The sequence below is a fragment of the Aeromicrobium duanguangcaii genome (assembly GCF_024508295.1).
Classification (GTDB): Bacteria; Actinomycetota; Actinomycetes; order Propionibacteriales; family Nocardioidaceae; genus Aeromicrobium; species Aeromicrobium duanguangcaii.
On the sequence record NZ_CP101990.1, the window covers coordinates 1,532,189 to 1,546,573 of the forward strand.

Annotated in this window: 12 protein-coding genes; 9 read left to right on the forward strand and 3 right to left on the reverse strand. The window is 71.8% G+C overall.

Features of this window, described 5'->3' with window-relative positions; translation table 11 throughout:
• The first annotated feature begins 2 nt into the window (after window positions 1-2).
• Both NP095_RS07700 and dusB read left to right on the forward strand, forming a co-directional pair.
• Complete coding sequence (locus NP095_RS07700; RefSeq protein ID WP_232416492.1) at window positions 3-560, forward strand: hypothetical protein; 558 nt, start codon at window positions 3-5, stop codon at window positions 558-560.
• On the forward strand, window positions 557-1,684 hold the full coding sequence (gene dusB / locus NP095_RS07705) for a tRNA dihydrouridine synthase DusB (RefSeq protein ID WP_232416491.1): 1,128 nt from the start codon (window positions 557-559) through the stop codon (window positions 1,682-1,684). The genes NP095_RS07700 and dusB overlap by 4 nt, the downstream gene beginning before the upstream one ends.
• Here the strand turns inward: dusB and NP095_RS07710 are convergent.
• Together NP095_RS07710 and NP095_RS07715 are read right to left on the reverse strand one after the other, a co-directional pair.
• Window positions 1,671-2,981: a PH domain-containing protein gene (locus NP095_RS07710; RefSeq protein ID WP_232416490.1), complete on the reverse strand. Its 1,311-nt coding sequence runs from the start codon at window positions 2,979-2,981 to the stop codon at window positions 1,671-1,673. The two genes, dusB and NP095_RS07710, sit on opposite strands and share 14 nt — an antisense overlap.
• Window positions 2,965-3,468, reverse strand: a complete 504-nt coding sequence (locus tag NP095_RS07715; RefSeq protein ID WP_232416489.1) for a PH domain-containing protein — start codon at window positions 3,466-3,468, stop codon at window positions 2,965-2,967. The genes NP095_RS07710 and NP095_RS07715 overlap by 17 nt, the downstream gene beginning before the upstream one ends.
• A gap of 122 nt (window positions 3,469-3,590) precedes the next feature.
• On the opposite strand from NP095_RS07715, the gene NP095_RS07720 reads away from it, so the two are divergent.
• The 3 genes from NP095_RS07720 to NP095_RS07730 are packed head-to-tail and all read left to right on the forward strand — an operon-like array spanning window position 3,591 to window position 7,799.
• Window positions 3,591-3,791 (forward strand): hypothetical protein, encoded by a 201-nt coding sequence (locus NP095_RS07720; protein ID WP_232416488.1) that lies wholly within the window; start codon window positions 3,591-3,593, stop codon window positions 3,789-3,791.
• A 52-nt stretch (window positions 3,792-3,843) separates the two neighbouring features.
• Window positions 3,844-7,386 carry a chromosome segregation protein SMC gene (gene smc, locus NP095_RS07725; RefSeq protein WP_232416487.1) on the forward strand — a complete coding sequence of 1,181 codons (3,543 nt, stop codon included), beginning with the start codon at window positions 3,844-3,846 and terminating at the stop codon, window positions 7,384-7,386.
• Complete coding sequence (locus NP095_RS07730) at window positions 7,383-7,799, forward strand: acyl-CoA thioesterase (RefSeq protein ID WP_232416486.1); 417 nt, start codon at window positions 7,383-7,385, stop codon at window positions 7,797-7,799. The genes smc and NP095_RS07730 overlap by 4 nt, the downstream gene beginning before the upstream one ends.
• 1 nt (window position 7,800) lies before the next feature.
• On the opposite strand, the gene NP095_RS07735 is transcribed toward NP095_RS07730, so the two are convergent.
• A complete protein-coding gene (locus NP095_RS07735) occupies window positions 7,801-8,622 on the reverse strand; it encodes a hypothetical protein (protein ID WP_232416485.1) in 822 nt (273 codons plus the stop codon).
• A 100-nt stretch (window positions 8,623-8,722) separates the two neighbouring features.
• On the opposite strand from NP095_RS07735, the gene NP095_RS07740 reads away from it, so the two are divergent.
• Genes NP095_RS07740 through cydC form a run of 4 tightly spaced genes read left to right on the forward strand, consistent with a single transcriptional unit; the run spans window position 8,723 to window position 14,379 of the window.
• Window positions 8,723-10,156 (forward strand): cytochrome ubiquinol oxidase subunit I, encoded by a 1,434-nt coding sequence (locus NP095_RS07740; RefSeq protein WP_232416484.1) that lies wholly within the window; start codon window positions 8,723-8,725, stop codon window positions 10,154-10,156.
• A 10-nt stretch (window positions 10,157-10,166) separates the two neighbouring features.
• The gene (cydB, locus tag NP095_RS07745) at window positions 10,167-11,162 is read left to right on the forward strand and encodes a cytochrome d ubiquinol oxidase subunit II (RefSeq protein WP_232416483.1); all 996 of its coding nucleotides are present in this window, start codon (window positions 10,167-10,169) and stop codon (window positions 11,160-11,162) included.
• Window positions 11,159-12,754, forward strand: a complete 1,596-nt coding sequence (gene cydD, locus NP095_RS07750; protein ID WP_232416482.1) for a thiol reductant ABC exporter subunit CydD — start codon at window positions 11,159-11,161, stop codon at window positions 12,752-12,754. The genes cydB and cydD overlap by 4 nt, the downstream gene beginning before the upstream one ends.
• Window positions 12,751-14,379 carry a thiol reductant ABC exporter subunit CydC gene (gene cydC / locus NP095_RS07755; RefSeq protein WP_232416481.1) on the forward strand — a complete coding sequence of 543 codons (1,629 nt, stop codon included), beginning with the start codon at window positions 12,751-12,753 and terminating at the stop codon, window positions 14,377-14,379. The genes cydD and cydC overlap by 4 nt, the downstream gene beginning before the upstream one ends.
• Window positions 14,380-14,385 lie beyond the last annotated feature (6 nt).

Below are 14,385 nucleotides of genomic sequence, written 5' to 3' on the forward strand. Positions count from 1 at the left end.
CCATGCGTGCGCTGGCCGCCGCCGTCCTGCTGTTCGCGCTGACCGCGTGCTCCGGCGGGGACACCGAGAAGTCGTCGGACTCGACGGCCGGCTTAAAGGTGCCCGCCGGGATCACGCTGTCCGAGCCCGGCACCGAGAAGAAGGTCGGCGAGAGCCTCGCGATCGGGTACCCGTCTGCCGATGACGAGGCCGGCACCGCGCTGGCGCTCGGCGTCACGCGGGTCGACAAGGCGCCGCGTCGCGATCTGTCGCTCTACCGGATCCCGGCCGGGATGCAGCCGTACTACGTGCGCGTCATGGTCGGGAACCGTGGACCGGCCGAGGCTTCGTTCCCCGAGGGTCTGCCGTGGTGGCTGCATGTCGCCGGCGACACCCTGACGCCCGCGACCGCGGTGCCCGGCAGGTTCGCCAAGTGCGCACCGCCGAAGGTCGGTCGCACCCTGGCGGCCGGCGCCACGGCCAAGGGCTGCCTGCTGTTCCTCGTTCCGCGAGGCACGGCAGTCGAGTCCGTCGACTTCCAGCCCGGCGGCGTCACGACGGCGGTCCGATGGCGACCATGACGCAGGGGCTGGATCTGGGGCGCGTCCACGTGGACGTGCCGGTGGTCCTCGCCCCCATGGCCGGCGTCACCAACGTCGCGTTCCGCCGGCTGTGCGCCGAGCAGGGCGCGGGCCTCTACGTCTGCGAGATGATCACCAGCCGCGGACTGGTCGAGAACGACCGGGTCAGCCTCTCGATGCTGACCTTCGCCGAGGGTGAGCAGGTGCGCTCGGTCCAGCTCTACGGCATCGACCCCGAGACGGTCGGCCGCGCCGTCGAGATCCTGTGCGCGGACCACGGCGTGGACCACGTCGACCTCAACTTCGGCTGCCCCGTCCCCAAGATCACGCGCAAGGGCGGCGGGTCCGCGCTGCCGTGGAAGGCGACGCTGCTCGGCCAGATCCTCACCGAGGCCGTCCGCGCGGCCGAGCCGTACGGCGTCCCGGTGACGATGAAGACCCGCAAGGGCATCGACGAGGACCACCTGACCTACCTCGACGCCGGCCGCATCGCCCAGGACACCGGCTGCGCCGCGATCGCGCTGCACGGCCGCACCGCCGCCCAGCACTACAGCGGCCAGGCCGACTGGAACGCGATCGGCGAGCTCAAGGCCGCCGTCGACATCCCGGTGCTCGGCAACGGCGACATCTGGGAGGCCGCCGACGCGCTGGCCATGGTCGAGCAGACCGGCTGCGACGGCGTCGTCGTCGGACGCGGCTGCCTCGGTCGCCCGTGGCTGTTCCGCGACCTCGCGGCCGCGTTCGAGGGGCGCACCGTCGCCACCTTGCCGAAGCTCGGCGAGGTCACCGCGGTCATGCGCCGGCACGCCCAGCTGCTGGGGGAGTGGCTCGGCGAGGAGCGCGGCTGCGTGGAGTTCCGCAAGCACGTCGCCTGGTACCTCAAGGGGTTCCCGGCCGGCTCCAGCGTGCGCGAGCGGCTCGGCCACGTCAGCTCCTACCGGGCCCTCGACGAGCTGCTCGAGGACCTCGATCCCGAGGTGCCGTTCCCGGTGAGTGAGCTGGGCGTCCCGCGCGGTCGCCAAGGCTCGCCCCGCAAGGTCGTGCTGCCCGAGGGCTGGCTCGACTCGCGCGAGATGGTGGGCGCGCTCGACGCCGCCGCCGAAGACGCGGTCAGCGGCGGCTGAGCCGTCGGGCCAGCCGGGCCCGCTCGACCTCGTCGAACGTCACGTCGCGCGCGACGGGCGCGTCGAGGTGCTTGATCGTGGCCGAGACGGGGCCGTCGGGCGTGTGCACCTGCACCGTTGCCACGCCGCGCCGCCGCTGCAGCGGTCCCTGGGACAGCCGCACCGACTGCACCTTGTGGTGCGGCACGATCGAGCGGTGCCGGGTGATCCACCCGGTCGTCGTCGTGACGGTGTGCAGCGTGGCCGCGAACGACCGGAACCTCCAGCCGATCGGCGCGAAGATCCACGAGCGCCGGGTCGGGCGAACCTCGGGTGCCGTGCCCCGCTCGGGGTCGGGGATGAGCTCCTCGATGATCCGGCGGGCGACGTCGTCGGTGGCGATCGGCAGCAGCGTCGTCGACGACACGCCGCCGCGATCCTCGCTGACGTTGCCGTAGCCGGCCACGTCCACGTCCAGTCGCGACCAGCCGTACCGACGCCAGACGATCGGCTCGACGACTCCGATGCCCTGGACCCGGTCATAGGGGATGGTCTGCGAGCTGCGGCTCAACAGGCCTCGCTCGATCCGCAGGCCGCGCTCGCCGCGCGACACCGTGAAGTTCCACTGGGCGACGATGCGGTTCATGATCATCTGGCCGACGCCCCACGTCGCCGGGACGATGAGGCCGAGCAGCGCCCATCCCACGTCCTCGAAGAGGAACGCTGCGACGATCGAGCCGACCGCCGTCAGCGCCGCCGCCACGAAGTCCAGCGACAGCAGGGTGCCGATGATGATCTGGTCCGGCTCGACGACGTGCAGCACCGTCCGCTGCTCCTCGGCGGGCAGCTCGCCGGACTCGTCGGTCAGCTCGGTGCCGTGGGCGCGCGTGAGCAGCAGGCGGCGCAGTCGCCGGGACTCCACGAGGGTCAGGAAGCGCAACGTCGTGCGCGAGTCGGACCCGCCGGCCATCTCGATCGTCAGCTCGGACAGGCCGACGACGCGGGCGATGAGCGGCTCGTTGATGTCGACCGACTGCAGCCGCTCGAACGGGATGCGGCGGGACGACCGGAAGATGACGCCTCGATCGACGCGGATCTCGTCCTCGTCGATCACGTAGCGGGTGAACAGCCAGCTGACCAGGCCCGCCAGCACGCCGATCACGAAACCGCCCGGCACCGCCAGCAGGGACCACCACTGCGGGTCGTCGAAGTCGATGACCTGCCACGCGACGGCGACGGCGACGCCCGCACCCCAGATGAGCCCCTGCAACAGTGCGGTCAGGGGATGGGTGCGGTGCGCGTCAGACGCCGGCGCCATGGCTCTCGCCCAGATCGGTGAGCCGGTCGCGCAGGCGCGCGGCCTCGTCGAGGGGGACGCCGGGGATCGCGGCGGCCGTCGCGGTCGAGGCGGTGTGCAGGGTCACGGTGCCGAACCCGAACGAGCGCGCGAGGGGCCCGGACTCGACGTCGACGAACTGCATCCGGCCGTAGGGGACCACGACGAGGCGGCGGAACATGATGCCGCCGCGCACGAGGAAGTCGTCCTCGGCCTCGGCGTAGCCCCAGCTGCGGCGGTTGCGCGGCGCCCACCACCAGACCCACGCGGTGAGCAGGACACCGATCACGGCGGGCGCCCACAGCAGCACCGCCCACGCGCCGGCATCGGGGAAGACCAGCCACAGGACCAGTGACGCGAGCACCAGCACGACCCCCGTGGCCGTGCCGATGAGACCGCGCACCGTCGCGAGTCGGGGCGAGACCGGGGCCCAGTGGCCCTCGGTGCTGGTGAACAGGTCGTGGCGCATGACGTACACCCTAGGGGCCGCGACACGCGGGCGCGGTTGACCCTTCGGCAGGGGCGGTGAGACACTGAGAGACGCAGCCCAGGGGCTGCAACTCCACCTGTTTTTCCCTCCTAAGGAACACCATGGCCAAAGCCCTGTACGGCTTCCTCGGCGGTCCGTCCCCGGAACACGCCCACGAGGTCGCAGTCCTGCGCCGCCGCATCGGAGACCTCGAGAACGAGGTCCTGCGCCTCAAGGCCGAGAACGACGGCCTGCTGGCTCGCCTCGCCGAGACCGCCCACGACGGCGATCTGGCTGAGCTGCTCGAGTCCGCATCGCGCTGAACTGCGGCGTTTCCCCTGCGGTGGCCGCCACCGCAGGCACTAGGCTGACGTCGTGTACCTGAAGACCCTGACGCTGCGGGGATTCAAGTCGTTCGCCTCCTCGACGACTCTGGCCCTCGAACCGGGCATCACCGCAGTCGTCGGCCCCAACGGCTCCGGCAAGTCCAATGTCGTCGACGCCTTGTCGTGGGTGATGGGTGAGCAGGGCGCCAAGACCCTGCGCGGCGGCAAGATGGAGGACGTCATCTTCGCCGGCACCGCCGGTCGCGCCCCGCTGGGTCGCGCCGAGGTCGTGCTGACGATCGACAACACCGACGGCGCCCTGCCGATCGAGTACTCCGAGGTCACGATCAGCCGCACGATGTTCCGCAGCGGCGGCTCCGAGTACGCCATCAACGGCAACACCTGCCGGCTGCTCGACGTGCAGGAGCTGCTGAGCGACTCCGGCATCGGTCGCGAGATGCACGTCATCGTCGGCCAGGGCCAGCTCGACTCGGTCCTGCGCGCCACGCCCGAGGAGCGCCGCGGCTTCGTCGAGGAGGCCGCCGGCGTCCTGAAGCACCGCAAGCGCAAGGAGAAGGCGCTCCGCAAGCTCGATGCGACGCAGGACAACCTCACTCGCCTCAACGACGTGCTGACCGAGCTGCGCCGCCAGCTCAAGCCGCTGGGTCGCCAGGCCGAGGTCGCCCGCCGCGCTGCCGGCATCCAGGCCACCGTCCGCGACGCCCGAGCCCGACTGCTGGCCGACGACATCGTCGCCGCCCGCACGACGATCGAGACGGAGCTGGCCGACGAGCACGCGCTGCGCACCCGTCGCGAGGAGGTCGAGAAGGCCCTCGCCGACGCCCGGCAGGTCGAGACCGAGCTGGAGCAGGCCCTGGCCGCCGACGCGCCGCTGCTGGCCCGCGCCCGCGACACCGTCTACGCGCTGGGCAGCCTGCGCGAGCGCTTCAACGGCACCGCCAACCTCGCCCGCGACCGGATCCGGCTGGCCGCCGACGCCACCGACGACCGGGTCGACGGCCGCGATCCCGAGGAGCTCGAGGCCGATGCGCGTCGCGCCCAGGAGCGCCTCGTCGAGCTCGAGGCCGACGTCGCCACGTCCGCCGAGGGGCTGAAGGAGGCCATCGCCGCCCGCGGCGAGGCGGAGGAGGCGTACTCGACGGAGGAGCGCCGCATCGCCGGCCTCCTGCGCGCCGCCGCCGACCGCCGCGAGGGTCTGGCCCGGCTGCACGGCCAGGTCAACGGACTCAAGAGCCGCGCCGCCGCGGCCGACGAGGAGATCGGGCGACTGACGGCCGCCCAGGCCGAGGCACGCCAGCGCGCCGACGACTCCCAGCACGAGTTCAGCGCCCTCGAGAGCACGATCGCCGGCCTGAGCGCCGGTGAGTCCGGCCTCGACGAGGAGCTGGAGGACGCCGAGGAGCTGCTCGCCCGCGCCGAGGCCGAGGAAGCCGAGATCTCCACGCGCCGGGGCGAGCTGGAGCGTCGTCTCGCGACGGCCACCGCCCGCAAGGAGGCCCTCGAGCTGGGCCTCAACCGCAAGGACGGGTCCGGCGCGCTGCTGGCCGCGTCCGACCGGCTCAACGGCGTCCTGGGATCGCTCGCCGCGCTCATCACCGTCACCGGCGGCCACGAGGCCGCCGTCGGCGCCGCGCTGGGCTCGGCCGCCGACGCCGTGGCGGTCGACCGGGTCGACTCCGCGATCGACGCCCTGCACCTGCTGCGCGAGGAGGACCTCGGCCGCGCCGGCCTGCTGCTGGGCTCGGGCGACGTCTCCACCGACGACTGGCCCGCGCTGCCCGCCGGCGCCGTCTACGCCGAGTCGCTCGTCGAGGCCCCCGCCGAGCTGCGCGGCTCGATGCGCCGACTGCTGCACAAGGTCGCCGTCGTCGAGGACCTCGCCGAGGCGAAGCGCCTCGTGGCCGACCTGCCCGACGTCACCGCCGTCACCGCCGCCGGCGACAGGATCGGCGCGCACTTCGCCGAGGGCGGGTCCACGTCGACGCCCAGCCTGATCGAGGTCACCGCCGCGGTCGACGAGGCCACCGACACGATCGAGCGCACCGGACGCGAGCTGGAGACGCTGCGCTTCGAGACCGAGAAGGCCAAGGCGGCCACCGAGGCGGCCCAGGAGCGGGTCGATGCCGCGCTGGCCCGCCTGCACGAGTCCGACGCATCGATGTCGGCTGTCGCCGAGAAGCTCGCTCAGCTGGGCACCACGAGCCGCTCGGCCGCTGCCGAGGCCGACCGCCTGCAGGCGGCGATCGTCGCCGCCGAGGAGGCGCGCGACCGCGACGTCGCCGGCCTCGCAGAGCTGGAGGAGCGCCTCACCGCCGCGCAGGACGCGCCCGACGAGGAGCCCGACACGACCGAGCTCGAGCATCTCGCCGAGCGCGCCTCGGCCTCCCGCCGGGCGGAGATGGACGCGCGGCTGGCGCTGCGCACGGCCGAGGAGCGCGCCAAGGCGCTCACGGCTCAGGTCGCCTCCCTGTTGCAGGCCGCCGAGGCCGAGCGCGAGGCGCGCGAGCGGGCCCGGCTGCGGGCCGAGCGCCGTCGCCGCGAGGCCGAGACGGCCACGTCCGTCCTGCGCGCCGCCGAGATCACGATGCAGCGGCTCCAGGAGTCGCACGACGAGGCCACCCGCACCCGGATCCAGATCGAGCAGTCGCGCGCCGACCGCGAGCAGCGCCTCAAGGAGGCTCGCTCGACCGTCCGCGGACTGTCGTCGGACCTCGAGGGCCTGACGGACTCGGTGCACAAGGACGAGATGGCCCGGGCCCAGCTGCGGCTGCGGCTCGAGAGCCTGCAGGAGCGGGCGTTGGAGGAGCTCGGCATCGAGCCCGACACGCTCGTGGCCGAGTACGGCCCCGACCAGCTGGTCCCGCCGATCGGCGCCGACGACCCCGAGGAGGCCCCGTCGATCCCGTTCGACCGGGCCGAGCAGGCCAAGCGCCTCAAGATCGCCGAGCGCGAGCTGGCCATGCTGGGCAAGGTCAACCCGCTGGCGCTCGAGGAGTTCTCCGCGCTGGAGGAGCGCCACCAGTTCCTCTCCGAGCAGCTGGACGACCTGAAGAAGACCCGCGAGGACCTGCTGGGGATCGTCTCGGACGTCGACGCCCAGGTCGAGCGCGTGTTCACCGAGGCGTGGGCCGACGTCGAGCGCGAGTTCAACGACGTCTTCTCGCGGCTGTTCCCCGGTGGTGAGGGCCGGCTGATCCTGACCGATCCGTCCGACATGCTCGCGACCGGCATCGACGTCGAGGCGCGGCCTCCGGGCAAGAAGGTCAAGCGCCTGTCGCTGCTGTCCGGCGGCGAGCGCTCGCTGGTCGCCGTGGCCTTCCTCGTGGCGCTGTTCAAGGCCCGGCCCAGCCCGTTCTACATCCTCGACGAGGTCGAGGCCGCCCTGGACGACACCAACCTGGGCCGCCTGCTGGAGATCTACGAGGAGCTGCGGGCCAACTCCCAGCTCATCGTCATCACCCACCAGAAGCGCACGATGGAGGTGGCCGACGCGCTCTACGGCGTCACGATGCGGGGCGACGGCGTCTCGGCCGTCATCAGTCAGCGCATGCGCGAGGAGGAGTCGGCGTGACCCTGGCCGAGTATCGCGGCACCTACACGATCTCGACCCGCTGGGAGGACGAGGACGTCTACGGCCACGTGAACAACGTGAAATACTACTCGTACTTCGACACGGCCGTGAACGGCTACCTGATCCGCGAGACCGGGATCGACATCCGCACCCTGCCGGCGTACGGGATCGTCGCGGAGTCGTCGTGCCGGTTCCAGCGCGAGTTGAAGTTCCCGCTCGACGTCGTCGCCGGCCTGAAGGTCACGAAGCTGGGCAACTCCAGCGTCGTCTACGAGATCGCGCTCTTCCAGGGCGACGACCCCGAGCCGGCGGCCGTCGGTCGGTTCGTGCACGTGTACGTCACCGGGTCGGACCGCAAGGTCACTCCCGTTCCCGCTCAGATCCGTGAGGTGCTGGAGCCGCTCGCCGGCTGAGTCAGCCCGCGGTCGTGCGGTAGTGCAGCCAGCTGCGGCGCAGCCGCCGGGCGACCTCCTCGATCGTCTCGATGTCGGTCAGGTGCGCTCGCGAGAGGTCGGCGCGAACCGCGTCGACGTGGTCGAAGTCCCGGGCGGTCCCGACGGTCTCCTCACACTCACTCCGCGAGCGGTTGAGGGCGATCTCGCCGTGGCTGCGCACGCCGAACCCCGCGCGGTGCGAGTCGGCCAGCAGGCGCAGTCGCTCGGGGTCCATCGTGATGAACGGATCGAGCGGACGCGGGTCGCCGGCGTGATCACCGCCGTTGCCGAGGGTCAGCACGGCGGGCTCGTCGCGCGGCGTCACCTCGTCGTGGAGGGTCACCGCCGTCAGGGTCCGCATGGGGCGGTTGCTGCGCGCCAGCACCAGCCGACGCACCAGTTCCAGGCGGGTCGCGCGGTAGACGTCGGCGCCTCGGGCGGCGACCTCGGCGACCACGTCCGGGTCCGGTGACACGAGCACCGACGGGTCGGGGTGCGAGACGATCCGCGGGTGTGGGTTCTCGACGTAGATGACGGTCGGGTCGATCGTGGCCCAGCGGCGCGCGACGAGACGGGCACGGCCGCTTGCGACGTCGTCCTGGCGGCGCCGGGTGAGCGCGGGGGAGACCCACGGCTCGAGCTCGGCCGGCCACGACGCGGTGGCGTCCGGACACGTCACGAGAACCTCGGCATCGGCGATGGCCTCGTCGAGCGATCTGTGCCGTGAATCCGCGTAAAAAGTGATGTCGGCCACATCGAAGACCGCGCCTGCGGTGATGTACGCCACTGCGTCCTCGTGCACCCCATCACGGTAGTGCTCAGCGGCCGTTTCGTGACCCCCCTGCGACCTACGATCACCGATGGGTCACAACGGCGTGACTCATGGATCTGAAGGGATCAGTGTGGATACAGCACTCGACCTCGCGCGGTGGCAGTTCGGCATCACGACCGTCTACCACTTCCTCTTCGTCCCGATGACGATCAGCATGGCGTTCCTCGTCGCGATCATGCAGACCGTCTGGTGGAGAACCGGCAACGAGCGGTGGCTCCGGCTCACCCGACTGTTCGGCAAGCTCTTCCTCATCAACTTCGCCATGGGCGTCGTGACCGGCATCGTGCAGGAGTTCCAGTTCGGCATGAACTGGAGCAGCTACTCACGCTTCGTCGGCGACATCTTCGGCGCCCCGCTCGCGATCGAGGGCCTGCTGGCCTTCTTCCTCGAGTCGACCTTCCTTGGCCTGTGGATCTTCGGCTGGGACCGGCTCAAGCCGGGGCTGCACCTCATGACCATCTGGATCGCCGCGATCGGCACCGCCCTGTCGGCCTACTTCATCCTGGCCGCCAACTCCTTCATGCAGAACCCCGTCGGGTTCACGATGAACGAGGAGCGGGGCCGCGCCGAGCTGACCGACTTCATGGCGGTCCTGACCAACAAGGTCACTCTGATCACCGTGCCGCACACCCTGTTCGCGGCCTTCATGGTCGGCGGCGGCTTCGTCGCGGCTGTCGCGATGTGGCACCTGCTGCGCCGCCCCGAGCAGGACGTCGAGGCCTTCCGCAGTGCCGCCAAGCTCGGTGCGGTCACCCTCCTGATCGCCGGCATCGGCGTCGTCCTCACCGGCGACATCCAGGGCAAGATCATGACCGAGGTCCAGCCCATGAAGATGGCGGCCGCCGAGGCGCTCTACGAGGACGCCGACTCGAACGCCCCCTTCTCGGTGTTCACCGTCGGCACGCTCGACGGCACCAAGCCGCTGTTCAGCATCGAGGTGCCGGGCCTGCTGTCGCAGCTGGCCACCGGCAGCTTCGACGGCGAGGTGCGCGGCATCAACTCCCTCAACGAGGAGTACGCCCAGAAGTACGCCGGCTCCGGCATCACGGACTTCGCCCCGAACATCCCCGTCACCTACTGGAGCTTCCGCCTGATGATGGGCCTGGGCTTCGCCGCGATGGCCGCCAGCGTCTGGATCCTCTGGGCGCTGCGCAAGGGCCGCGTCCCCATGCCGGGCGCCCGCTCGACGCGCTGGCTGCTGTGGACTGCGATCGTGCTCCCGCTGCTGCCGCTGTTCGCGAACTCGTTCGGCTGGATCTTCACCGAGATGGGCCGCCAGCCGTGGGTCGTGTTCGGCCTCATGCCCACCGAGGCGGGCGTCTCGCCGTCCGTCTCCTCCGCCCAGGTGTGGACGTCGATGATCGGCTTCACGCTGCTCTACGGAGCGCTCGCCGTCGTGGAGGTCAAGCTGCTGCTGACCTTCATCGGCAAGGGCCTGCCCGAGGCGAACCCGCCCACGGGTCCCGACGACGACTCCGACGCCCCGCTGGCGTTCGCGTACTGAGGAGCACGACATGGAACTCACCACCATCTGGTTCATCCTGATCGCCGTCCTCTTCGTCGGCTACTTCGTCCTCGAGGGATTCGACTTCGGGGTCGGCATGCTCGTCGGCCTGCTGGCCAAGGACGAGAAGGAGCGTCGCGTCCTGGTCAACACCATCGGCCCGGTCTGGGACGGCAACGAGGTCTGGCTGCTGGTCGCCGGCGGCGCGCTGTTCGCCGCCTTCCCCGAGTGGTACGCCACCTTGTTCAGCGGGTTCTACCTGCCGCTGTTCCTCATTCTGGTCGCGCTGATCATCCGTGGCGTGGCCTTCGAGTACCGCGGCAAGCGCGACGACCAGGTCTGGCGTGACCGCTGGGACTGGGCCATCATCGTCGGCTCGTTCGTGCCGGCCCTGCTGTGGGGCGTCGCGTTCGCGAACATCATCCGCGGCGTGCCGATCGACTCGTCCAGCGAGTACGTGGGCGGCTTCTTCAACCTGCTCAACCCGTACGCGCTGCTCGGCGGCCTGCTCACGACCACGGTCTTCCTGGTCCACGGCGCGGTCTTCGTCGCGCTCAAGACGGTCGGCGACATCCGCGAGCGCGCCCATGCGTTCGCGCAGAAGGTCGGCGGCGTCGCGGCGGTCCTGGCGGTGCTGTTCATCGGCTGGACCGCGGTCCGCGACGGTGACCTGGCCGTGTGGCTGATCGGCGCCCTGGCCGCGGTCGCGTTCCTCGGCGGCCTGGCCGCCAGCCGGGCGGGACGGGACGGCTGGGCCTTCGTCGGCACGGCCGTCGCCATCGCCGGCGTTGTCTCGATGCTGTTCGTCGCGCTGTTTCCCGACGTCATGCCCTCGAGCCTCGACGCGGCGTTCAACCTCACCACCGAGAACGCCTCCTCGACGCCGTACACGCTCAAGATCATGACCTGGGTCGCGGTGTTCTTCACCCCGATCGTGATCGGGTACCAGGCGTGGTCGTACTGGGTGTTCCGCAAGCGCATCGGTGTGGAGCACATCCCGGCATGAAGCCTCTGGACCCCCGGCTGGTCCGCCGTTCGAGCACCGTCCGCACCCACCTGGTGTGGTCGGTGCTCCTCGGCGCCCTGACGGGACTGCTGATCATCGGTGTCTCCTGGTGCATCGCGGAGGTCGTCGCGAGGCGCTTCGACGGCAACGAGGTGCTGCTGTTCCCGCTCGTCATCGCGGCCGCCTTCGGGCTGCGGGCGGCGATCGCCTGGGCACACGGTGTCGTCAGCGAGCGTGCCGCCATCCGGGTCAAGGCCGAGCTGCGGGCCGAGGTGGTCGACGACCTCCTCGACCCGCGGCGGGTCGGCCCTCGCCCCGAGAGCGGGCGTCTCGTGGCCCTGCTGGGTCCGGGCATGGACGCCTTCGACGGGTACGTCGGCCGGTTCCTGCCGCAGCTCGGGCTCGCCGCGATCGTGCCCGCCTCCGTCATCGCCGTGATCGCGTGGGTCGATCCGCTGTCGGCCGTCATCATCGTGGTGACGCTGCCGTTGATCGGCCTGTTCATGTGGCTCGTCGGCGTGCTCACGCGCGACCGCGTCGAGCGCCGGTGGGCCGCCATGGAGCGCCTGGCGCGCCACTTCACCGACGTGCTCGACGGTCTCGTCGTGCTCAAGGTGTTCGGCCGGCGCCAGGAGCAGGGCATCCGCGAGGTCGGGGGCCGGCACCGCGTCGAGACGATGCGTGCCCTGCGCCTGGCCTTCCTGTCCTCCCTCGTCCTCGAGCTGATCTCGACGATCTCGGTCGCACTCGTGGCTGTCAGCGTCGGCCTGCGAGTCGTCGACGGGGGGCTGGAGCTGCGCGACGCGATGTTCGTGCTGCTGCTGGCGCCCGAGGCGTACCTGCCGGTGCGCCGGGTCGGGATGATGTTCCACGACAGCACCGAGGGCGCCACGGCGACCGCCGAGCTGCTGGACCTGCTCGACCACGACCGCCACCACGGCAGCGTCGCCCCGCCGGCCGCGCCCGCCCCGATCGTGGTGAGCGGCGCCCGGCTGACCCACCCCGGCCGCACGGCCGTGTCGCTGGCCGTGGACGACCTGCATGTCGCACCGGGCGAGTTCGTCGCCGTCGTCGGGCCCTCCGGCGGCGGCAAGTCGACCCTGCTCGACGTGCTGCTGGGCTTCGAGCGCCTGGACGAAGGTGAGGTCACCGTCGGCGGCACGTCGCTGGCCGACCTCGACGTCGCCGCCTGGCGCGAGTCCATCGCCTGGGTGCCCCAGACGCCTCACCTGGTCGGCGGCACGATCGCCGACAACGTCGCGCTCGGCCAGCCGGGCGCGGACCGCGCGGAGATCACCGCCGCCGCGCGGGACGCCGGCCTGGACCTCGACCTCGACCGGGTCGTCCGCGAGGGCACGACCGACCTGTCGGCGGGGGAGCGGCGACGTCTCGCCGTCGCCCGCGCCCTGCTGCGGGTCCGTCGGGGCGGTGCGTGGCTGGTCCTGCTGGACGAGCCGACCGCCGGTCTCGATGCCCATCACGAGGCCCGGGTGCTCGACGCGCTGCGTGGCTCGGGCGGAACCGTCCTGGTGGTGACGCACCGGCCGGAGTCGGTGGCCGCCGCCGATCGCGTCGTGGAGGTCGCGTCATGAGTCGCACGTATCCCCGCCGGGCGCGCCTGGCGTATGGCGTCACGATGGGCATCGCCGCCCAGCTGGCGGCCGTCGGCCTGCTGCTGGCCTCGGCCTGGCTCATCGTCCGCGCCGCCGAGCAGCCGCCGGTCCTCTACCTCATGGTCGCGATCGTGTCGGTGCGCTTCTTCGGCATCTCGCGCTCCGTCCTGCGGTACGTCGAGCGGCTCGCGACCCATGACGTCGCGCTCGCCGACGCGGTCGAACAGCGCGTCACGACGTATGTCGCCCTCGACCGCGCCGCCCCCGCCGGGCTCGGCGGCCTGCGCCGGGGTGATCTGGTCAGCCGGGTCGTCGCGGACGTCGCCCGGATGCAGGACCGGCTGCTGCGACTGCGTGTGCCGTGGTGGGTCGGACTGGCCGCGACTCTCGTGGTCGTGGGGGTCGTCGGCCTCCTCGACGAACGTTCCGGCCTCGTCATCCTCGCGGGCGTCGTCGTCTGCGCGATCGCCCTGCATCGCCTGGTGCCGCTGATCGGTGCCCGCCGTAGCGGCCGGGCCGAGGCCCAGGGCCGGCTGTCGGCCGAGGTCGCGGCCTCGGCGGTCGCCGCGCGCGAGCTGGTCGCGTTCGGCGCCGCTGGGGAGGCACGTGCCAAGGCATGGGCCGCCACGCGCGACGCCGAGTCCGCGCAGTCCGGAGGCGCGAGCGTCGCCGGCATGGGCTCGGCGATCGTCCTGGCCGTGGCCGGCCTGACCGTCGCCGTCCTCGCCGCGTGGTCGGCGGGCGTCGATCCGGTCGTCATCGGCGTGATCCTGCTGGCGCCCATCGCGCTCGTCGAGCCGTGGGACGGCTGGTCCGAGGCCGAGCGTCTCCGGCCCGAGATCGCCGCCGCGGCCCAGCGGCTGGCGGCGCTGGATGCCCTGCCGAACCCGGTCGTGGATCCGGAGCGACCCGCGCAGCTGCCCGAGGCGTACGACCTGGTCGTCGACGACGTCGTGGTCGGGTGGGACGGCCCGGTGACGACGCCGATCTCGTTCTGTGTGGGCGAGGGCGAGATCATCGCCGTCACGGGACCCAGCGGCGTCGGCAAGTCGACTCTCGCCTACGCCCTGGCGCGGCTGCTGCCGACCTGGCAGGGCGACATCGTGCTGGGCGGGGTCCCGACCCGTGACCTCACCGCGGCCGACGTGCGCCGCCGGGTGGGCTACCTCGGGCAGGACGACGCGATCTTTGACACCTCCGTCCGCGAGAACCTGCGGATCGCCGCGCCGGACGCCGACGACGACCGGTTGCGCACCGCGCTGGCGTCCGCCGGGCTGCTCGATGCGGTCGACGCCATGCCGCAGGGGCTCGACACCCCGGTGGGCGAGCACGGCGGCCGTCTCTCCGGGGGAGAGCGCCAGCGCCTGTGCCTGGCGCGGCTGCTGCTGGCCGACCACCGGGTGCTGGTGCTGGACGAGCCGACCGAGCATCTCGACGCTCCGACGGCCGAGGCGCTGATGGACGACGTGATCGCGCTGGCCGGTCCGGGAGGTCGCAGTCTGGTCGTGATCACCCACAGCCCCAGCGTGCTGGCGCGCTTCGCATCGGTCGTGGACGTGCGACCCGCCGAGAGGCCCGTCGGAACCGCGGCGGTCCCTGTCTAGGGTGGA

Coding starts and splice junctions, on each gene's coding strand:
- cydC (WP_232416481.1), top strand. CDS start 12,751: ATGAGTCGCACGTATCCCCGCCGGGCGCGCCTGGCGTATGGCGTCACG.
- cydB (WP_232416483.1), top strand. CDS start 10,167: ATGGAACTCACCACCATCTGGTTCATCCTGATCGCCGTCCTCTTCGTC.
- dusB (WP_232416491.1), top strand. CDS start 557: ATGACGCAGGGGCTGGATCTGGGGCGCGTCCACGTGGACGTGCCGGTG.
- NP095_RS07715 (WP_232416489.1), bottom strand. CDS start 3,468: ATGCGCCACGACCTGTTCACCAGCACCGAGGGCCACTGGGCCCCGGTC.
- NP095_RS07700 (WP_232416492.1), top strand. CDS start 3: ATGCGTGCGCTGGCCGCCGCCGTCCTGCTGTTCGCGCTGACCGCGTGC.
- NP095_RS07710 (WP_232416490.1), bottom strand. CDS start 2,981: ATGGCGCCGGCGTCTGACGCGCACCGCACCCATCCCCTGACCGCACTG.
- cydD (WP_232416482.1), top strand. CDS start 11,159: ATGAAGCCTCTGGACCCCCGGCTGGTCCGCCGTTCGAGCACCGTCCGC.
- NP095_RS07720 (WP_232416488.1), top strand. CDS start 3,591: ATGGCCAAAGCCCTGTACGGCTTCCTCGGCGGTCCGTCCCCGGAACAC.